Genomic DNA, 20,790 nt, shown 5'->3' with positions numbered 1-20,790 from the left:
CGTAGGCCATCATCTAGCCTGCTCCAACACGCGGATCAGCGCCATCATCTGTCCAAGCGATAGCCCAAATGCCGTTCATTTAAAGGGCTATAGCGTAGATGTAGTTATCATCATCGCCTGTGGCGGTTCGCCATCTCAACCCATTGATTTCAAAAGTTTTCTTTTCTGCGTCTCAGGGCGGCGCACATGGGCGACTCGGCCATAAGCTCGCAGATCGTGAAAGGGCTTCGACCATCTGTTGCCGATTGCGCAACTGCGAGTCGCCACGCGGGCGCCCCATTTCGGACATATTAACGAAAAATTAATAGGGTGCTCGGCTGGATCGCGAGGAGTGCAGCGATCCGGTGCCGATCCAATGCAGGCGGGGATGGCTGCATGGAGGACGTACGGGGATGAACGTCGACAATGCTATAGCCCCATTGGTGCTGGTCTGCGTGTCGCTTGTATTGGCGACAGCGTTCTCGGCCATGTTCTGACGGCCTATCGGCCGCGAGGGTGGAATTGTCCCGGCGGTTTTCGCCGGGAGGCGATGCTTTGCGCATTGCAGAGCGGGCGGTGATGCAGTGGCTCGAAATTCAAGCACCGGCTGCCGCGGCAAGGCCGCGCGCAATGTCAGCTTTCAGGTCCTCGACATCCTCCAGCCCGATCTGCAGCCGAATGACGGGTCCCTCGGCAGGTGCCTTTGCAATCGTTCTGTCGCCGAGGAAAACGGGAACCGCGAGGCTTTCGAACCCGCCCCACGAATAACCAAGCCCGAAGATCTCCAGCGCGTCGAGGAAAGCGTGAGCTTGCTTGGCGCCGCCGCCGCTGAGGACAACCGAAAAGATACCGCTCGAGCCAGCGAAATCGCGGCTCCAAAGCTTATGCCCAGGATGGCTTTCCAGGGCAGGGTGGAGGACGTGGGCCACGCCGGGCTGCCGCTCCAGCCAGCGGGCGATATCGAGGGCGCTTTCCTGGTGACGTTCCAGGCGCACCCCCATCGTCCGCAGACCGCGCAGAACCTGATAGACGTCGTCCGGCGCCGCGCAGCAACCCATGGCGCGGAAGGTATCGTGCAGCCTCGGCCAGCAGGCGGCATTGGCCGAAACCGTCCCCAGCAGCACGTCGGAGTGGCCGGCCGGATACTTGGTGGCGGCGTGGATGGATACGTCGACCCCGAAATCCAGCGCCTTGAAATAGAGCGGAGTCGCCCAGGTATTGTCCATCAGAACGACCGCGCCGCCGGCGTGGGCGGCGTCGGCTATGGCGGGAATGTCCTGGATCTCGAAAGTGTTCGAGCCGGGCGATTCGGTGAAGACCACCTTCGTGTTCGGCTTCATGAGCGCCGATATGCCGGCACCGATCAACGGATCGTAATATTCGATCTCGAGCCCGAAGCGTTTCAGCATAGTGTCGGCGAAGTTGCGGGTGGGGGCGTAAACGGAGTCCGTTATCAATGCATGGTCGCCCGCCGACAGGAAAGCAAGCATTGGAAGCACCACGGCCGCGAGACCCGAGGGAACGATCACTGTGCCGGCCGACCCTTCCAGTTCGTCCATCGCCGCAGCCAACGCGTCGGTTGTCGGCGTGCCGTGCGTCCCGTATGTGTAACGCTGGTTCCGGTTCGCCATGGTTTCGGCGCTTCGGAACAGCACGGTCGATGCATGCACCACCGGCGGATTGACAAATCCGAAATAGGCGTGTGGATCGTTGCCCATATGGGCAAGACGCGTGTTGATGCCCTTGCTCACGTTTTCGCTCTTAGCCATGAAGCCCAACCTGTCTCCAAAAAAAGCTACGCATAAGGGGGAGCCCTCGACAGCGCAACCGGGACGGAAACCCGGCAAGGGCCGAGGGAGCCGCGCAGCGCATGTCAAAGGCGAAACGGCGTCGGGCCCGCATCGCCGTTTCGCTGCTGCAATTGGCGGTGCTCACTATCGTCTCTGGAACAGGCCGAACGTTCCCGGCGGCAAGGTCTGGACGCCTCAGATGACGTTTATTGCGCTCGTCGGCCTGATCCTCGCCGCGGCAGCGGCGTTGACCGATGCCGGTGTCACGGCCTTCGTGCGCGCAAGCGACGCGGCCTGGATCGGCTGGATGGCCCACGCTACCGATGTGGGAAGCTCGCAATGGTATCTGGTGCCGGCGGCCGCGATCTTCCTTCTGGCCGGCTTCGCGGACTGGACACGAGCGGGCATGCGTGGGCGTTCGCGCCTGGCTATGCTCTTCGGACAGGCTGGTTTCAGCTTCGCGGCAGTCGCGTTGTCGGGGATCCTCGTCAACATATTGAAGATCTTTTTCGGGCGGGCACGGCCGATCCTTTTCGAGCAGCACGGCGCCTTTCATTTCGAGCCTTTTTCGGTGGGCTACGCCTTCGCGAGCTTTCCCTCCGGCCATTCCACGACCGTCGGGGCCGTGACCGGCATATTGATACTCTGGTATCCCCGCTTCACTGTTCTGCTGATTTTGGCCGGGCTGTTCTTTTCCGCAACGCGCATCGCCGCACGCGCGCACTATCCCTCGGATGTCATGACGGGCTTCCTGCTTGGCGTGCTGTTCACCCTCGCGCTCGCGCGATTCCTCGCGACGCGCGGCGTGGTGTTCCGCCTGCAGGAGGGAAAGCTGCTCCCCTCCGTGATCGGGCTGTTGAAAAAATAGCCCGCTGGCTCATTGATTAAGCGCCCGCTGCACGGATTTCGCCCGGCTGTTGGCCTTTGACGAGGCTGCTTGGCGCCTGTTGGGCCAGCTCGGGCTTTCGTACTTGACCAGAGCCGAATAATCGCTTTCGATGCAATTTGTTGAGTGGGAGGGGAGCACAGGCACCGTTTTTGCAAGTATAAATAAAGGCTCCGAATAACCGGAGCAGGATGCTGCTTCCGCACCGATAACTGGGCTTGGTTCCGGAAAAAGAGAAAGAAAAGGGTCGTGGGTATGAAAAACGTTCTGACAGGAATGCTGGGCGTCGCTGCGCTGGCACTTAGCGCTTCGGTCGCTTCCGGCGCGACACTTGACGACGTCAAGGCCAAAGGGTTCGTGCAGTGCGGCGTCAATACCGGTTTGGCTGGCTTCGCGGCACCGAATGACAAGGGCGAATGGTCCGGTTTCGATGTCGACTATTGCAAGGCGATCGCCGCGGCCATTTTCGGCGATCCGAACAAGGTGAAATACACCCCGACGACCGCGAAGGAGCGTTTCACCGCGCTGCAATCGGGCGAGATCGATGTGCTCGTGCGCAATACGACCTGGACGATCAGCCGCGATACCGCGCTCGGCTTCAATTTCACGGGCATCAACTACTATGACGGCCAGGGCTTCATGATCAACGCCAAGAAGCTGCCGGGCGTCAACTCGGCTCTGCAGCTTTCCGGCGCCTCCGTCTGCGTACAAGCGGGCACGACGACCGAACTCAATCTCGCCGACTACTTCAAGGCGAACAAGATGGAGTACAATCCGGTCGTGTTCGAGAAGCTCGAAGAGGTCAATGCGGCTTATGATTCCGGGCGCTGCGATGTCTACACCACCGATCAGTCCGGCCTTTACGCGATCCGCCTGACGCTTGCCGCGCCGGACGATCACGTCGTTCTTCCCGAGATCATCTCGAAAGAGCCGCTCGGGCCGGCTGTCCGGCAGGGTGACGACCAATGGTTCGACATCGTCAAATGGGTGCATTTCGCCCTTCTGACCGCCGAGGAACTCGGCATCACTCAAGCAAATGTCGAGGAAATGAAGGCCAATGGCAGCCCCGAGGTAAAACGCGTGCTCGGCGAGGAGGCCGACACCAAGATCGGAACCGACCTGGGCCTGGGGAACGAATGGGTCGTGAACATCGTCAAGGGCGTAGGCAACTACGGCGAGATTTTCGAGCGCAACATCGGCTCGGCCAGCCCGCTGAAAATTGCCCGCGGCATCAACGCCCAATGGTCCAAGGGCGGCCTGCAGTACGCGCCCCCGATCCGCTGATCGCAAGATCGACACCGGAAGGCGCGGTATGCGCCTTCCGGTTCCCGCATAGAAGGGGGGAGGACCGATGGCGACACACGAAACCATCCGGCATGACGAACCCGCGCGGGTTCCATTGCTCAACGATCCGAGGATCCGCGGCCTCATATATCAGATCCTCGTTTTCACCGCGCTGGTCATCTTCATCTACTGGATCGTCGGCAACACACTCGAGAATCTGAGGCGCGCCAACATCGCTTCCGGCTTCGGCTTCCTGCGCGGGCGGGCCGGCTTCGACATCAGCCAGACGCTGATCCAGTATTCTTCCGATTCCACCTTTGCCCGGGCGCTGGTGGTCGGCCTGCTGAACACGCTCCTGATCGCCGTCACCGGCATCGTCACCGCATCGATCGTCGGTTTCCTCGTCGGCATCGGCCGCCTGTCGAAGAATTGGCTCATTCGCAAGATCTGCACCGTCTATGTGGAGGTCTTCCGCAACATTCCGCCACTGCTCGTCATCTTCTTTTGGTATCTGGGGGTCCTGTCGGTCCTGCCGCTGCCGCGTGACAGCATAGCGCTGCCCTTCGACTCCTATTTGAACAGCCGCGGCTTCTTTCTGCCGAGGACGGTTTGGGAACCTGGATCATGGCTGCTCCTGGTCGGGCTGGCTCTCGGCGTCGCCATGGCCTGGTTCGTGGCGCGGCGGGCTCGCATCCGCCAAATGGCAACAGGCCAACAATTCCCGGTCTTATGGACCTCCATCGGCCTGATCGTCGGGCTGCCGTTGCTTGCCTTCGTTGCCGCCGGTTTTCCACTCTCCATCGAATATCCGCAGAAGGGCACGTTCAATCTGACGGGCGGCTTCCAGATCAAGCCGGAATTCATCGCGCTCTATCTGGCCCTGTCCTTCTACACGGCATCGTTCATCGCCGAGATCGTCAGGGCCGGAATCCTCGGCGTCAGCAAGGGGCAGACCGAGGCTTCCCTGGCGCTCGGCCTGCGGCCGAGGCAAGCCTTGCGGCTGGTGATCGTGCCACAGGCGTTGCGCATCATCATTCCGCCCCTTACCAGCCAATATCTTAACCTGACGAAGAATTCATCGCTCGCGATCGCCGTCGGCTATGCCGACTTGGTTGCCGTCGGCGGCACGATCCTCAATCAGACGGGGCAATCCATCGAGGTCGTCGCGATCTGGATGGTGGTCTATCTGGGGCTGAGCCTGTTGACCTCGGCCTTCATGAACTGGTTCAACGCCAGGATGGCGCTGGTGGAGAGGTAGGCAGCGATGCGTGATCTCTCATACGTGCGCACCGAAATGGCCGCGATCGAGAAGCCGCCGCGCGGCGAGCGTGGGCTGCCGGCCTGGCTTCGCAAAAATCTTTTCGCCTCGCCGTGGGACGCCGCACTCACCGTGTTGGGACTTCTGCTGGTCGCCTTCATCCTGCCACCATTCCTCGACTGGGCGTTCTTCAATGCTGCATGGATCGGCACGGACCGCACCTTCTGCGCCACCGTCGCGCAAGGGGGGATCCAGCCGGACGGCTGGTCGGGCGCGTGCTGGCCCTTTGTGATGGCGAAGTTCGAGCAGTTCATGTTCGGCCGTTATCCGGTCGACGAACGCTGGCGCGTCATCCTCGTCGGCATTCTCTTCGTTGCCCTGCTGGTGCCGCTGCTCATCCCGCGTATTCCGTACAAGGGCTTGAACGCTATCCTATTCTTCGGCGTGTTTCCGGTCGTAGCCTTCATTCTGCTGGTGGGCGGCTGGTTCGGCCTGGCGCATGTCGAGACCGCGCTGTGGGGCGGACTGCTCGTCACGCTGGTCCTCTCCTATGTCGGCATATCGGTCTCGCTGCCGCTCGGCATAATCCTGGCGCTCGGCCGGCGATCCAAGTTGCCTGTGGTGAAGATGTTTTCGGTCGTCTTCATCGAGACGGTTCGCGGGGTGCCGCTGGTGACCGTCTTGTTCATGGCGAGCGTCATGCTGCCGCTTTTTCTGCCGCCGGGCACGACCTTCGACAAATTGATGCGGGCGCTGATCGGCGTGGCGCTGTTCGCTTCAGCCTATATGGCGGAAGTAATCCGCGGCGGGCTGCAGGCGATCCCCAAGGGCCAGTATGAGGGGGCGGACTCGCTCGGCCTGGGCTATTGGCAGAAGATGGGGCTGATCGTCCTGCCGCAGGCGCTGAAGCTGGTCATACCCGGCATCGTCAATACCTTCATCGGCCTGTTCAAGGATACCAGCCTGGTTTCGATCATCGGCATGTTCGATCTGCTCGGTATCGTTCGCCAGAGCTTCTCGGATACGGCGTGGGCTACGGCTCAGACACCGATGACAGGACTGGTCTTTGCCGGATTCGTGTTCTGGATCTTTTGCTTCGGCATGTCGCGTTACTCCATTTTCATGGAGCGCCGGCTCGATACGAGCTATCGTAGATGACGTAAAACAACAAAAAACATCCAAAGGGAACCAACGATGGCAACCGAGAACGCCGTAAGCGCGGACGAGATCAAGGTCGACCGATCGAAGATGCAGATCTCCGACACCGAGGTGGCGGTGGAGATCGCCGGCATGCACAAATGGTACGGGGAATTCCATGTTCTGAAGGACATCAACCTGACGGTGATGCGAGGCGAGCGCATCGTCATCTGCGGCCCATCGGGCTCGGGCAAGTCGACACTGATCCGCTGCATAAACCGGCTGGAGGAGCATCAGAAAGGCAAGATCGTCGTCGACGGAAAGGAACTGACCAACGACCTCAAGAAGATCGACGAGGTCCGTCGCGAGGTCGGCATGGTGTTCCAGCACTTCAACCTGTTCCCGCATCTGACGATCCTGGAGAACTGCACCCTGGCGCCGATTTGGGTCCGCAAGATACCGAAGAAGCAGGCGGAGGAGATCGCCATGCATTTCCTCACGCGGGTCAAGATACCCGAGCAGGCCAACAAATATCCCGGGCAATTGTCGGGCGGCCAGCAGCAGCGCGTTGCGATCGCCCGCTCCTTGTGCATGAACCCGCGCATCATGCTGTTCGACGAGCCGACATCGGCGCTCGATCCTGAGATGATCAAGGAGGTTCTGGAGACGATGGTGGGCTTGGCCGAGGAGGGCATGACCATGCTGTGCGTGACGCACGAGATGGGTTTCGCCCGCAAGGTCGCCAATCGGGTGATCTTCATGGATGCCGGCCAGATCGTCGAGCAGAACACGCCGGCCGAGTTCTTCGACCATCCCCGCCACGAGCGGACCAAGCTCTTCCTCAGCCAGATCCTGCACTGAGCCATTGCGCGGTTCCCTGGGATCAGCTAGCGCCGCACAAATGCAGCTGAACCCGAGGGATTGAACGGTGTGAGCTCCGAATGGACGTGCCACGTTCCGGGGTGCTCCAACGGTTCATTTGGCAAGCGAGCGTTCAGTAGAACCATCCAAGTCTGTCGACCTGCAACAAACGCCCAATTGGGAACGAGATGCGGGAGGTGTGTTTTCCGAGCCGTGACGAAGATGGAAAGGTTTGTCTCCCTTTTCGACGCAGGCTGAACTAGGAATGCTTTCGGGAACGGCTAGGCCCGAACGCGCATTCGAGATCTTGGCTTCGGTCGAAGCGATTTGCGGAGACGCCGGCAAGGCAAATAGCCGCGTTAATCCATGCATGAAAGGCATTCTCATGACGACTCTCTTTGATCCGCTGAAGGCCGGGGATCTCACGCTTGCGAATCGGATCGTCATGGCTCCATTGACACGCAATCGGTCGCCGAATGCAGTGCCGGGGGACATTTCCGTCACCTATTACCGGCAGCGCGCCACGGCCGGTCTCATCGTGACCGAAGCCACGGCTATCAGCCAGCAGGGACAAGGCTACGCCGATGTGCCTGGACTTTATACACCGGAGCAGCTTGCAGGCTGGAAACGCGTGACCGACGCGGTCCACCAAGCGGGCGGCAAGATCGTGGTGCAGCTCTGGCACGTCGGCCGCATCTCGCATACTTCGCTGCAACCCGGCGGTGGCAAACCTGTAGCCCCGTCGGCCATTCGCGCGAAATCCAAGACCTTTCTGATCAAGCCGGACGGCAGCGGCGAGTTCGCTGAGACATCCGAGCCACGAGCGCTCGATGCGGGCGAGATCCCGGGAATAGTCGATGACTACCGGCGGGCCGCCAAGGCAGCAGTCGAGGAGGCGGGATTCGACGGGGTCGAAATCCACGCTGCCAACGGCTATCTGATCGACCAGTTCCTGCGGTCGGGCAGCAACCACCGCACGGATAATTATGGCGGCTCGATCGAGAACCGGGCCCGCTTTCTCTTCGAGGTGGTGGACGCGGTCGCGGCCGCAGTCGGCGCTGGCCGCACCGGCATCAGGCTTTCACCGGTGACACCCGCCAACGATGCTTCAGATCCGCAACCGCAGCCTCTTTTCGATCACGTGGCCTCCGGCTTGGGCCGCCGTGGGTTGGCTTATTTCCATGTCGTCGAAGGGGCGACGGGCGGCGCAAGGGATTTCCAGCAAGGCGACAAGCCTTTTGATTACGCCGCGTTCAAGGCCGCCTATCGCAAGTCGGGGGGACACGGAGCTTGGCTGGTGAACAACGGTTACGACAAGGAACTGGCGGAAAAAGCCGTCGGGGAAGGCTACGCCGATCTGGTCGCGTTCGGAAAACTTTTTATTGCCAATCCCGATCTTGTCGGCCGGTTCAGGCACAATGTCGGGTTGAACGTACCTGACAAGGCTACGTTCTATGGCGGCGGCGCGAAAGGCTATATCGACTATCCGACCGCAGCTTGACGAGGCAGCGTCCGGGGAAACACCTCATGAAATGTGATGGGGCTGCGGGTCCCACGGTTCCTGCGCTGCATCGGCTACGCTCCAGCCATAGAGCCAGTCGAGGTCTGATGCGAGCCTTTCGGACGGGAGCACCTTGAGGACGAAATTCCGCGCCAGCGCGATCGGCCCCGATGCATGCCAGGTGAAGCGGTTGAACGCGCCGCGCCGGGCCACTTTCGCGACGCGCGGGCGGCGCAACGCCTCGTAGCGTTCCAGAGCCTTCGGCAGATCGTCGGGCATGGACGCCACGAGCTTGGCGAGCACTGCGGCATCCTCGATCGCCATCGCGGCGCCTTGCGCCGCGAAGGGTGTCATTGCATGAGCGGCGTCGCCGATCAGCGCGAGCCTGCCGCCGGATGTCCACGAGGCAGCGTCCGCAGTATGGAGGGGCCAAAGCGTCCATGGCCCGGCCTCATGCGGAAGGCGCGCGATCGCCGAAGCGGTTCCGCGCAGGTCGTCCGCCAATAGGCGAGGATCAGCCTTGGCCGGCGCGATGCCCTTCAAGGCGACGTTTCTCGTCAAGGCGACAAGATTGATCGATCGGCCACCCCGCATGGGATAGGCGATCAGATGCGCCGAAGAATGCATGAAGGCGGTAACGAGATTGGCGGCTGCAATTCGTGCGAAGGCTTCTCCCGCCGGGCTGCCCACCTGCAGCGTGGTGCGCCACGCAAGGTCGCCCGCAAAAGTGCTTGTGCCTCCGGTGAGCGCCCGGATCGACGACCACACGCCATCGGCGGCGACGAGAAGGTCGCCTCTCGCTCTCTCGCTCAGGCCGTTTCGCCGGATCGATACGGCCACCTCGCCGAGCTCGACCGCAATATGGTTCACCTCGGCATCGGTGACGAGGCGGATACGACCATGGCCAAGGACGTGGGAGAGCAGGGCGCTCTGCAGGTCGGCGCGGTGTGCGACGAGATAGGGCGCGCCCCAGCGTTCTCTGGCCTTGTCGAGCGGAACGCGAGCCGCCTCGGACAGGGTCCGCGCATCCCGCAGCACGACCGCCGCGGGCTCGACGGCGTCCGGCAAAAGCGTGTCGAGAACGCCGAGCGTGGCAAGGATGCGCGTGGCATTTGGCGACAGTTGAAGACCGGCGCCGGTTTCCTCAAGCCTCGGCGCGCGTTCATAAACTTCGACGTCGAAACCCTCGGCTGCGAAGGCGAGTGCCGCGGTGAGGCCGGCAATACCCGCTCCGGCAACGATGATGCGCCGGGAGCGTGTCATCGCGACGAAGACCGGATCAGGCGGCCCGGTCGAGATACAGGCAGCCGTCCGGACGCGTCTCGCTGGCTTTCAGGGCAGGGTTGTAGCGAAACAGGGTCGAGCAGTAGGGGCAGACCTTCTCCGCGTCGGCGCCCATGTCGAGAAAGACATGCGGGTGGTCGAATGGCGGATTGGCGCCCACGCACATGAATTCCTTGACGCCGATCTCGATGACGGCGTGCCCGGCATCGTTCTGGAAATGCGGTATGGAGCCACCGGCCATGTCAACCTCCGGGAATGATCGCGGAGCGCGATCGGAACTTTGCCGCCGGTTTGTATCATCTGAGCATTCAATGCAAGCCGTGTGAAATCAAACTGTCGCAAAAGGCTGCCAGGAGATAGATTGCGCGTAAATGCCGGCCGGATCGCGAAGTGCCGGCGAGGGGATCTGTAAGAGATGACCGAACTGAAGCCTGTCCAGACCGAATTCGTGACCGTCGCAGCCGCGCCGGGCGATCCGGAGGGCAATCCGGACCGTTTCGTCAATCGCGAATTCTCCTGGCTCCAGTTCAATCGTCGGGTGCTCGAACAGGCGCAGAACGCGAGCCATCCGCTCCTCGAGCGGGTGCGCTTCTTGTCGATCTCGGCCACCAATCTGGACGAATTCTTCATGGTGCGCGTAGCCGGCCTCGCCGGCCAGGTTCGCGAAGGCATCGCCATGAAAAGCCCGGATGGGCGCACACCCGAACAGCAGCTCGACAAGGTGCTGGAGGAAGTGGAGCGGCTGCAGGAGGACCAGCAGAAGATCCTCTCGAATCTGATGGAGTTGCTGAAGGCCGAAGGCATCGAGAGCGTTGCTGCGGACGCTCTGTCGCGCGACGACAGGGCCTGGCTGGAAGGTCACTTCCTTGAAGCCGTCTTTCCCGTGCTCACGCCCCTGTCCATCGATCCGGCGCATCCGTTCCCCTTCATCCCCAATCTCGGCTTCTCGATCGCGCTGCAATTGCGTCATCTCAAGAACGGAGAGGAGATGACGGCCCTGCTGCGCCTGCCGGTCGCGCTGAAACGCTTCATCCGCTTGCCCGATCGCAAGGACAGCGTGCGCTTCATCACCCTGGAAGAGACGGTCAATCTGTTCATCGGCAAGCTCTTCCCCGGTTACGAGGTCAAGGGATCCGGCACCTTCCGCATCATCCGCGATAGCGACATCGAGGTGGAGGAAGAAGCGGAAGATCTCGTGCGCCTTTTCGAGACGGCGCTGAAGCGGCGGCGCCGTGGTTCGGTGATCCGCATCGAGTTCGACAACGTCATGCCGGAGGTGCTGCGCGGTTTCGTGGCCGGCGAACTCGGCGTTTCGGCAGGACGCATCAGCGTGCTGACGGGACCCTTGGCGGTGAACCAGATTTCCGAGATCGTAGCGGTGGCTCGCGACGATCTGAAGTTCACCCCTTACAATCCCCGCTTTCCAGAGCGCATCCGCGAGCATGGCGGCGATTGCTTCGCCGCGATCCGGGAGAAGGACATAATCGTCCATCATCCCTACGAATCCTTCGATGTGGTCGTGCAGTTCCTGCGTCAGGCCGCCGCGGACCCGGATGTGGTGGCGATCAAGCAGACGCTTTATCGCACGTCGAACGACAGCCCGATCGTGCGTGCCCTCATCGACGCGGCCGAGGCGGGAAAGTCGGTAACCGCGCTGGTCGAACTCAAGGCGCGCTTCGACGAGGAAGCGAACATACGCTGGGCCCGCGATCTCGAACGCGCCGGCGTGCAGGTCGTGTTCGGCTTCATAGAACTGAAGACCCATGCGAAGATGTCGCTGGTGGTCCGGCGCGAGGACCAGCGCCTGCGCAACTACGTGCATCTGGGGACCGGCAACTACCACCCGATCACCGCCCGTATCTATACCGACCTTTCCTATTTCACCTCCGATCCCGCGATCGCCCGGGATGTCGCGCAGATCTTCAACTTCATCACCGGTTATGCCGAGCCGGCACAGGAAATGCGGCTTGCGATCTCTCCCTTCACGCTGAGAAGCCGTATCCTGGGGCATATCGCAGACGAGGCGAGACACGCGCGCGAAGGCCGTCCGGCCCGTATCTGGATGAAGATGAATGCGCTCGTCGATCCGATCGTCATCGACGCGCTCTACGAGGCCAGCAGTGCCGGCGTCGAAATCGACCTGGTGGTGCGGGGTATCTGTTGCCTCAGGCCCCAAGTGCCCGGCCTGTCGGAGAACATCCGCGTCAAATCCATCGTTGGCCGCTTTCTCGAGCACAGCCGTATCTACTGCTTCGGGAACGGCCATGGCCTGCCATCCGACGAGGCGATCGTCTACATCAGTTCGGCCGATATCATGCCGCGCAATCTCGACCGCCGGGTCGAGACGCTGGTGCCGATCACCAATCCGACCGTGCATGAGCAGGTGCTCGGGCAGATCATGCTCGGAAACGTGATGGACAATCAGCAAAGTTTCGAAGTATTGCCAGATGGAACCTCGCGCCGGGTCGTGCCGGACGAGGGCGAAGAACCGTTCAACGCGCAGGAATATTTCATGACGAATCCGAGCCTCTCCGGGCGAGGCGGCGCCCTGAAATCCCATGCCCCCAAGCGCATAGCGCAATTCAAGCGGCAGAAAAAAGCGCAAACAGCCGGTAAAGTATGATCGCAAATTCTCAGGGCCGACTTCAGGATCGTCGGCCGCTGTCCGTCATAGACATCGGGTCGAACTCGATTCGCCTGGTTATCTATGAAGGCATAGCCCGTTCGCCCACCATCCTGTTCAACGAGAAAATGTTGGCTGGCCTCGGTCGCGGCATCGTGACGACCGGCAAACTCGATCCCGAGGCCGTCAAGCGGGCCGTCGAGGAGTTCCGCCGCTTCCGCGCCCTGTCCGAACAGGCGGGCGCCGAACAGCTTTATGTCATCGCCACCGCCGCGGCGCGCGAAGCGCAGAACGGCATGGACTTCATCCATCGCGCCGAGGAGATCCTCGGCACCGAGATCCGGGTGCTCAGCGGTCGCGAGGAGGCATTCTATTCTGCGCTCGGCGTAATCTCCGGTTTTCACCCGGCCAGCGGCATCGCCGGGGACCTCGGCGGTGGCAGCCTCGAGCTGGTGGACATCGATGGAGAAGTCATAGGCGACGGCATCACCTTGCCTCTGGGCGGGCTGCGGCTCCAGGACATGTCGAAGAACTCGCCGGCAATGGCGAGCCGTATCGCCCGCAAGGAACTCACGAGAGCGAAGCTCCTGAAAGGGGGAGAGGGACGGCCATTCTATGCGGTCGGTGGAACGTGGCGAAACCTTGCACGCCTCCATATGAGCGCGATCGACTATCCGCTCGCCGTCATGCACCACTACGAGATGGACGTCGAGAAATCGGCGGACTTTCTGAAGCAGGTCGCACGCGGTGAAATCGAGAAGATGACGGGCATCGAACGTGTCTCGAAGAGCCGCCGCGCGCTGCTGCCCTATGGGGCGGCCGTGCTGCAGGAAATCATCGCCGCGCAGAAGCCCTCCAAGATCATCATATCGGCGCTCGGTGTGCGCGAAGGCTTCCTGTTCTCACTCCTGCCGCGCCAGGAGCAGTTGAAGGATCCGCTCATTTCCGCGTCCGAGGAACTGGCGGTGCTAAGAGCGAGGTCGGCGACCCATGCCCATGAATTGGCCGAGTGGACCGGCACGACATTCCAGGCTTTCGGCATCAGCGAAACCGAGGACGAGGCGCGCTACCGGCGCGCCGCATGCCTGCTTGCCGACATAGGCTGGCGTGCACATCCCGAATATCGTGGCACCCAGTCGCTCAACATCATCGCCCACGCCTCCTTCATCGGCGTCGATCATCCGGGCCGCGCCTTCATTGCGCTCGCCAATCTCTTCCGGCACGAAGGCGTGTTCGATGACGCCATTTCTCCGCAAATGCGGATGCTGGCCACGCCGCGTTACGTGGAGCGGGCGAGGCTGCTCGGTGCCGTGCTGCGCGTCGCCTATCTATTTTCGGCATCGATGCCTGGAGTCATCCCGACGCTGAAATGGCAAGAGCGTCCCGGAGGCGGACTGGCACTGGTGATTCCGAAGGCGCATGCCGGCCTGAACGGGGAGCGGCCCGCCGGACGGCTGGCGCAGCTCGCCAAGCTCACCGGGCGCAGCCTGGAACTGGTCGTCGGGGACTGAGCGACCCGTCAGGTGCTGGGTTCGAAGACTACGATCTTGCGCCGCTCGAAACGCAGCGCAAGCTCTCCGCGCACGAGCCTCAGCGCCTGCTCGCCGAACACCTCGCGCCGCCAGCCATGCAGGGCCCCCACGTCGGCCGCTTCGCCTTCGGCGGCGATCCGATCGATGTCGTCGCCGGATGCCAGCACCTTCGCCGCAACGCCCTCTTTCTCGGCGATCAGGCGCAGCAGCACCTTGAGCAGCTCGGCTGCCGCGCTCGACCCTTCGGGGACCTGCTGCGGCCTTGGCAGCTTGGGCATCTGCTCTTTCGGGATTTCCAGCGCCGCGTTGACGATCGCGAGCAGCGATGCCGCGGTCGACGAGCGTTCCCAGCCTTTCGGCGTGGTGCGCAGCCGGGCAAGCGCGGCCGCGTCGCGGGGCTGCTGCTGAGCGATCTCGTAGATCGCATCGTCCTTCAACACCCGGCCGCGCGGCACGTTGCGCTCCCGCGCCTCGCGTTCACGCCAGGCTGCCACGGCCTGTACGATGGCGAGCTCCTGGGGCTTTCGCAGCCGCATCTTGAGACGTTTCCAGGCGTCCTCGGGATGCGGATCGTAAGTCTCGCGGGCGGTGAGGATCTCCATCTCCTCGTTGAGCCAATGGGCACGGCCTTCGCGCTCCAGCTCTGCCTTGAGATACGCGTAGACGTCGATCAGATGCGTCACGTCGGCGAGCGCATAGGAGAGCTGCTTCTCGGACAGCGGCCGGTGGCGCCAATCGGTGAAGCGTGAGGATTTGTCGATATGGGCACCGGTGATCTTCTGGACGAGCTGGTCGTAGGAGACACTGTCGCCGAAGCCGCAGACCATTGCGGCGACCTGCGTGTCGAAGACTGGATGCGGGATCAGCCCGCCAAGATGGAAGATGATCTCGATATCCTGGCGCGCCGCGTGGAACACCTTGGTGACGGCTTCGTTGGCCATCAGTTGGAAGAATGGCTTCAGGTCGAGCGCCGGTGATAGGGGGTCGACGAGGGCGGTCACGCCGGGGGCGGCCATCTGGATCAGGCACAGCTCCGGCCAGAACGTCGTTTCGCGGATGAATTCGGTATCGACGGTGACGAAGTCCGCGTTTGCGAGTTCGGCAACGACGCTTTCGAGTTCTTTCTGTGTTGTTATCAATTCCATGAAAATCTTTGGCGAAATGGTATCCTGTCTCCATTTCAGCACAGATCGCCGTCGTCAAGCCAGCCAGGACCAAGAAATAGCCGAAGCCTGTGGAATCCGCCTGACGGCGGCTCGGGCGTTCGCCCCCTCAGCCCTTCTTGTCGCCGTCACCGTTGCGTCGGGCCAGGCGAGCGAAAACGGTCGAGGTGCGCAGCAGCGCAATGAAACGCCCGCGCCGGCTCGCCGGCGGGCGTGCACCCATCCTGTAGAAGATGATGACGATGAAGACGGCGTAGACGAAAGCGCTGAAGATGAAGAGCCAGGAGGGGCCGAACTGCTCCATGATTTCGGCTGCGACGAACGGGCCGCCGATCGCACCGACGGAATAAAAGAGCATCAGTGCTGCATTGACCAGCACGAACTCTCCTTTGTCCGCGCGGTCGTTCGCATGCGCCGCTGATAGTGAATAGAGCGGCATGGCGAACGAACCGAATATGAAGACCAAGGCGAAATTGGTGACGACGTTGCTCCCTGCCAGGAACGCCAGGGCGAGCGCCGCCATCATTGCGCAGGCCGTCGTCACGAGCAGCACCTTGCGCCGGTCCCACCGGTCGGACAGATAACCCAGCGGATACTGGATGATGGCGCCGCCGATGATTCCGACGCTCACAAAGGTGACAACGTCGGCTACCGACATGCCGATCTGTTCGGCATAGACCGGGCTCAATGTGCGGAAGGCGCTGTTGGTGACACCAACTGCGATGCATCCGATCGCGGCTAGGGGAGAAATGCGCCAGGCCCTTGCGAGATCGAGCTTCACATCGTCTGGCGGTTTCGGATTGGTGCGGTCTCCGAGTGAAACCGGCACGAGCGACAGCGTGATCATGATCGACATGATCGCGAAAATGGTGAAGCCGCCAGCGCCGAAGACGGGAATCAGGAATTGGCAGCCCGTCACCGAGCCGATGTCGATGATGCGGTAGACGGCGAGCAACCGGGCGCGACCGTCATTGGATGCGCCCGAGTTCAGCCAGCTCTCCATGATCGTGAACAGCCCGGCGAAGCAGAAGCCGGTGGCGAAACGGATCGCCGACCACATCATCGGATCGATGACGAGCACGAGCATCAGGGTTCCCGCCGAGGCGATCGCCGCCAGGGCGGAAAAGGAGCGGACATGGCCGACGGCCTTCATGATACGCGTGATCGCCAGGCAACCGAGCAGGAAACCGGCGAAATAGGTCGTTCCCATGAAGCCGATGACGCCCGGCGAAAAGCCTTCCTGTGCCCCGCGCAGCGCGATCAGCGTGCCTTGGAGCCCATTGCCGCCGAGCAGGAAGCCTGCAGCGACCAGAAGCGGAATCAGCGGGCGAATGGTGGACATTCGGGTGCGGCCTGAACGCGGTTGATTCGTCTATAGTCCGATGGGCTTGCCGACGCGATGCGCCAGTGGGCTATGATCATGGTCCAATTGTGTTTTCAGTCCCAAAGTCGGACAGATGGTTCCTTCGCGGCCCGCCCGACAGCCGCGGGATCGAGGCCGGGATCAGGCGACCGCAACCGTCGGTCGCCTTGACAAACCGCACCTCCCATGCGCTTTTCGCGCGAATTTTCGGACAGGGCGCATGCCCTGCCGCGGCAACTTCTCGAACCGGAATCTGGCCATGCACCGCTACCGCAGCCACACCTGCGCCGAACTGAATAAATCCGACGTCGGCAAACCTGTCCGTCTATCGGGCTGGGTCCATCGCGTCCGCGACCATGGCGGCCTGCTGTTCATCGACCTGCGCGACCATTACGGCCTGACGCAGATCGTCGCCGATCCGGATTCGCCATGCTTCAAGACGGCGGAGACGGTCCGCGGCGAATGGGTGATCCGTATCGACGGAGAGGTCAAGGCGCGCACGCCCGAAACGGTCAACACCAATCTCGCTACCGGCGAGATCGAGGTCTTCGCCCGCGACATGGAGGTGCTGTCGGCCGCCAAGGAATTGCCGCTGCCGGTCTTCGGCGAACCGGATTATCCCGAAGATATCCGCCTCAAATATCGCTTTCTCGACCTGCGGCGCGAAACGCTCCACAGGAACATCGTGGCTCGCACGAAGATCATCGCCGAGATGCGCCGACGCATGATCGATGCCGGCTTCACCGAATATTCGACGCCGATCCTCACGGCGTCGTCTCCGGAAGGCGCTCGCGATTTCCTCGTGCCCTCGCGCATCCACCCCGGCAACTTCTACGCCTTGCCGCAGGCGCCGCAGATCTACAAGCAGTTGATCATGGTGTCGGGTTTCGATCGCTACTTCCAGATCGCTCCTTGCTTCCGCGACGAGGATCCCCGCGCCGACCGCCTGCCCGGCGAGTTCTATCAGCTCGATCTCGAAATGAGCTTCGTCGAGCAGGAGGACGTGCTCCAGACGATGGAGCCCGTCATGCGCGGCGTTTTCGAGACTTTCGCCGAGGGCAAGCCGGTCACCGGCGAATTTCCGCGTATCCCTTACGACATCGCTATGCGCAAATATGGTTCCGACAAGCCAGACCTGCGCAACCCGATCGTGATGGAGGAGGTATCCGAACACTTCCGTGGCTCCGGCTTCAAGGTCTTTGCCAACATCCTGGCGAACGATCCGAAGGCCGAGGTCTGGGCCATTCCCGCGCGCACGGGCGGCTCGCGCGCTTTCTGCGACCGCATGAACAGTTGGGCGCAGGGCGAAGGCCAACCCGGTCTGGGCTACATCTTCTGGCGCAAGGAGGGCGAGAAGCTCGAGGGCGCCGGGCCGATCGCCAAGAACATCGGAGAGGAGCGCACCGAAGCGATCCGCACGCAACTCGGCCTGTCCGATGGCGACGCGGCCTTCTTCGTCGCGGGGGATCCGAAGAAGTTCGTTGCTTTCGCGGGTGCCGCGCGCACTCGGGCCGGCGAGGAGCTGAACCTCGTCGATCGCGACCGCTTCGAACTCTGTTGGATCGTCGACTTCCCGTTCTTCGAGTGGAACGAAGACGAGAAGAAGATCGATTTCGGCCACAACCCGTTCTCGATGCCGCAAGGTGGAATCTCGGCGCTCGAAAGCCAGAATCCGCTGTCGATCAAGGCGTTCCAGTACGACCTGGTCTGCAACGGCTTCGAAATCTCGTCCGGCGGGATCCGCAACCATCTGCCGGAGACGATGGTCAAGGCCTTCGAGATCGTTGGCCTTTCGCGCGAGACGGTCGAGGAACGCTTCGGCGGCCTGTACAGGGCGTTCCAGTATGGTGCTCCGCCCCATGGCGGCATGGCGGCGGGCATCGATCGTGTCGTCATGCTCCTCGTCGGCGCCAAGAACCTGCGCGAAGTGACGATGTTCCCGATGAACCAGCAGGCCTACGACCTGCTGATGAGCGCACCGGCAGCCGCGACCCCGCAGCAATTGCGCGAGCTCAACCTGCGGGTCGTGGCACCCAAGAAGGAAGACTGAGCGATGGCGGCGCGGCGCTCGGCTTTCCGGAAATAGGAGAACCAACATGCGCTGCAATCCTCGCGTTCTGGTCACCGGCTTCTCCGCCTTTCCCGGAGCGCCGGTGAACCCCACTGAGCGGTTGATTGCCGAGTTGGCGGCAAGGGACTCTCAGCTTCAGGAGGCTGGCGCGCTGAGTTTCGCCGTGCTCGATGTCGATTACGCCAAGCTTCCGGTCATGCTCGGTGAATTCGCCAAAGTCGAGCAGCCAGATATCGCCATCCATTTCGGCCTGAGCGCCGAGGCGCATGGCTTCACGCTGGAACGGTGCGCTCGCAATATCCGTGGGCCGAAGCCGGACAATATCGGCCATGTGCCGGTCGAGGGCAGGATCTGCGCTGGTCCCGACATTCTGGCATCGACCTTGCCGCTCGAGCGGCTGCATGCCGCCCTTGTCCGTCATGGCCTGCCGGTCTCCTGGTCGGACGATGCCGGCGGGTATCTCTGCAACTATCTCTTCTATCTGTCCCGTTCCGAGGCGATGGCTGAATTCGCGCCCGAAATGTCGGGGTTCATTCATGTGCCGCCGCTTGTCGAGGATAGCCGGGCGGATGCCTCGGCAATGCCGCTGGAGGCTCTCGTCGAAGGGGCAGAGCTCATCATTCGTGTCTGTGCGGCGAGCTGGAACGAACGAAGCGCGTAAGGAACCGCCCGGTCGATGCCGGGCGTTGAAGAAAATCCTGTCGTGCTACTCCGCTTCGCCGTCGTCGAGCGCGGGCTCATTGGCGGTTAGGGAGACGCCGAGCATCTTGATGAGATCCTTCGGCGATTGCGACATGGCTCCAGCCGCGATCGCGGCGAAAGGAACCGGATTCGTCGGCCGGGCGGAGATTTCGATGCTCTTCGGAGCATCAAGATAGGTATTCACCGCGGCCGTCGTTTGCGTCGTAAGCTCGGCGTTGTCGAGTTGGGCCATCAGGAATGGGAGAAGGCCCTTGGCCTGATTGACCACGTCGCCGGGCTTCACCTTCTGCTGGCCGGCGAGATAATCGATCACCTTGCCCGTCAGGGAATCGTCGTCAAAGCGAATGCGCGCCGAGTGAAAGGTGAGTTGCTGCATCAGCCCGAGCATGGCGAGGCTCTGCGCGCTGTTGTCGGCATTCTCGGGAGCCGCGGCCATCGTCTTTTGCAGTTCCTGCAGCGATTTGATGAAATCCGGTGTATAGCCCCCGAAATCGAAGGTCAGGCCCAGCGTTCCGGCCTTTTCGATGGAGACGTCGTATTGCTCGATGGCCAGCCGCCCGTCGCCTGGCTGCCAGTAGCCAGCGAGGTCGAACCTGCCGTTGACGGTCTGGAGATCGAGCGCTTCGATGAGCTTCCTGGAATTTGCGTCTTCGACGAGCGACAGATCGGCGGAGAACTTGTCGGCTGCGCCCGAAAAGGTCATCGGTCGGCCATCCACGGGCGCGTCGACCTCGAAATGCAGGCGATCCATTACGAATGCCTGCTTGCCGCCGACCCTCACGCTCACGTTCTGCACGGCCGCCGTGTCGTACATCAAAAGACCCGCCACCGGGTCGCTGGCGTCTTCCGAGGGGAACCTCAGATTGGTGAATCCGATACCGGTGGCCTCTACCGTCATGTCTTCCTGGGTTGTCGAATAGTTCGGCAGAGTGACGCTGCCGATGACAAGGCTCCCGGCCTCTTCCTTGATGTCGGCGAGGGTGATGTCGCCGAGCGCGATCTCCCCCGGTTCCGGAGCGATGGAAACCGTGGCGCCCTCGACGACCATCCTGGCGGCATCGCCGCTGATCCTGTCGAAGGTCAACGTCGTTCCTTGTCGCGATAGCGCGGATTTCAAGCGCTCGCCGACGGCAGCGGCGTCTTGGCTGAACGCGGACGAAAGCGGCACGACCAGCAGCAGGCTGGCAAGGGCAGCAGTACGACGAAAGGACATGGAGGTTTTCCTGAGAGGCAATGAAATCTTGTGGTCTTCCCTGTCGGGACAAAACCCGACCGGAAAATGACATTCCAGTGCAACTGCGCAAAAAAGCGGCCCAAAGGCAATCCCGGTCTCCGACGCTCCGTGCCGGAGGGTTA

16 protein-coding genes are annotated in these 20,790 nt (G+C 62.0%); 10 read left to right on the top strand and 6 right to left on the bottom strand.

Annotated elements, in window-relative coordinates:
- Window positions 1-575: 575 nt before the first annotated feature.
- A complete protein-coding gene (locus ACCO56_RS10725; RefSeq protein ID WP_433640404.1) occupies window positions 576-1,748 on the bottom strand; it encodes a cystathionine beta-lyase in 1,173 nt (390 codons plus the stop codon).
- Window positions 1,749-1,968: 220 nt separating this feature from the next.
- Here ACCO56_RS10725 and ACCO56_RS10720 point away from each other — a divergent pair, with 220 nt between their 5' ends.
- From ACCO56_RS10720 to ACCO56_RS10695, 6 genes are all read left to right on the top strand, one after another.
- Entirely contained in the window at window positions 1,969-2,637 is a 669-nt protein-coding gene (locus tag ACCO56_RS10720; protein WP_433640403.1) for a phosphatase PAP2 family protein, read from the top strand.
- A gap of 273 nt (window positions 2,638-2,910) precedes the next feature.
- Window positions 2,911-3,939, top strand: coding sequence for an amino acid ABC transporter substrate-binding protein (locus tag ACCO56_RS10715; protein WP_433640888.1), 1,029 nt, complete (start codon window positions 2,911-2,913; stop codon window positions 3,937-3,939).
- Between the two features lie 67 nt (window positions 3,940-4,006).
- Window positions 4,007-5,197: an amino acid ABC transporter permease gene (locus ACCO56_RS10710; protein ID WP_433640402.1), complete on the top strand. Its 1,191-nt coding sequence runs from the start codon at window positions 4,007-4,009 to the stop codon at window positions 5,195-5,197.
- 6 nt (window positions 5,198-5,203) lie between these two features.
- Window positions 5,204-6,355, top strand: a complete 1,152-nt coding sequence (locus ACCO56_RS10705) for an amino acid ABC transporter permease (RefSeq protein ID WP_433640400.1) — start codon at window positions 5,204-5,206, stop codon at window positions 6,353-6,355.
- 36 nt (window positions 6,356-6,391) lie between these two features.
- Window positions 6,392-7,195: an amino acid ABC transporter ATP-binding protein gene (locus tag ACCO56_RS10700; RefSeq protein ID WP_433640399.1), complete on the top strand. Its 804-nt coding sequence runs from the start codon at window positions 6,392-6,394 to the stop codon at window positions 7,193-7,195.
- Between the two features lie 385 nt (window positions 7,196-7,580).
- Window positions 7,581-8,696 (top strand): alkene reductase, encoded by a 1,116-nt coding sequence (locus ACCO56_RS10695; protein ID WP_433640398.1) that lies wholly within the window; start codon window positions 7,581-7,583, stop codon window positions 8,694-8,696.
- Window positions 8,697-8,720: 24 nt separating this feature from the next.
- On the opposite strand, the gene ACCO56_RS10690 is transcribed toward ACCO56_RS10695, so the two are convergent.
- Both ACCO56_RS10690 and ACCO56_RS10685 read right to left on the bottom strand, forming a co-directional pair.
- Entirely contained in the window at window positions 8,721-9,959 is a 1,239-nt protein-coding gene (locus ACCO56_RS10690; protein ID WP_433640396.1) for an FAD-dependent monooxygenase, read from the bottom strand.
- Between the two features lie 16 nt (window positions 9,960-9,975).
- Window positions 9,976-10,221, bottom strand: coding sequence for a zinc-finger domain-containing protein (locus ACCO56_RS10685; protein WP_433640394.1), 246 nt, complete (start codon window positions 10,219-10,221; stop codon window positions 9,976-9,978).
- A gap of 174 nt (window positions 10,222-10,395) precedes the next feature.
- On the opposite strand from ACCO56_RS10685, the gene ACCO56_RS10680 reads away from it, so the two are divergent.
- Together ACCO56_RS10680 and ppx are read left to right on the top strand one after the other, a co-directional pair.
- Window positions 10,396-12,603 carry an RNA degradosome polyphosphate kinase gene (locus ACCO56_RS10680; RefSeq protein WP_433640392.1) on the top strand — a complete coding sequence of 736 codons (2,208 nt, stop codon included), beginning with the start codon at window positions 10,396-10,398 and terminating at the stop codon, window positions 12,601-12,603.
- The gene (ppx, locus tag ACCO56_RS10675) at window positions 12,600-14,114 is read left to right on the top strand and encodes an exopolyphosphatase (protein WP_433640390.1); all 1,515 of its coding nucleotides are present in this window, start codon (window positions 12,600-12,602) and stop codon (window positions 14,112-14,114) included. The genes ACCO56_RS10680 and ppx overlap by 4 nt, the downstream gene beginning before the upstream one ends.
- An 8-nt stretch (window positions 14,115-14,122) precedes the next feature.
- Here ppx and rnd read toward each other — a convergent pair whose 3' ends face one another.
- Both rnd and ACCO56_RS10665 read right to left on the bottom strand, forming a co-directional pair.
- Window positions 14,123-15,280 (bottom strand): ribonuclease D, encoded by a 1,158-nt coding sequence (gene rnd, locus ACCO56_RS10670; protein ID WP_433640388.1) that lies wholly within the window; start codon window positions 15,278-15,280, stop codon window positions 14,123-14,125.
- Window positions 15,281-15,407: 127 nt separating this feature from the next.
- Complete coding sequence (locus ACCO56_RS10665) at window positions 15,408-16,640, bottom strand: MFS transporter (RefSeq protein ID WP_433640387.1); 1,233 nt, start codon at window positions 16,638-16,640, stop codon at window positions 15,408-15,410.
- A 280-nt stretch (window positions 16,641-16,920) separates the two neighbouring features.
- Here ACCO56_RS10665 and aspS point away from each other — a divergent pair, with 280 nt between their 5' ends.
- Window positions 16,921-18,711: an aspartate--tRNA ligase gene (gene aspS / locus ACCO56_RS10660; protein WP_433640385.1), complete on the top strand. Its 1,791-nt coding sequence runs from the start codon at window positions 16,921-16,923 to the stop codon at window positions 18,709-18,711.
- A 46-nt stretch (window positions 18,712-18,757) separates the two neighbouring features.
- Window positions 18,758-19,393, top strand: coding sequence for a hypothetical protein (locus ACCO56_RS10655; RefSeq protein WP_433640383.1), 636 nt, complete (start codon window positions 18,758-18,760; stop codon window positions 19,391-19,393).
- A gap of 45 nt (window positions 19,394-19,438) precedes the next feature.
- Here the strand turns inward: ACCO56_RS10655 and ACCO56_RS10650 are convergent, their stop codons facing one another.
- Window positions 19,439-20,647, bottom strand: coding sequence for a hypothetical protein (locus ACCO56_RS10650; protein WP_433640382.1), 1,209 nt, complete (start codon window positions 20,645-20,647; stop codon window positions 19,439-19,441).
- Window positions 20,648-20,790 lie beyond the last annotated feature (143 nt).

The organism is Mesorhizobium sp. 1B3 (genome assembly GCF_050958605.1).
GTDB lineage: Bacteria > Pseudomonadota > Alphaproteobacteria > Rhizobiales > Rhizobiaceae.
The sequence above is the reverse complement of the archived record's forward strand: the minus strand, read 5'-3'. Positions and strand labels throughout refer to the sequence as shown.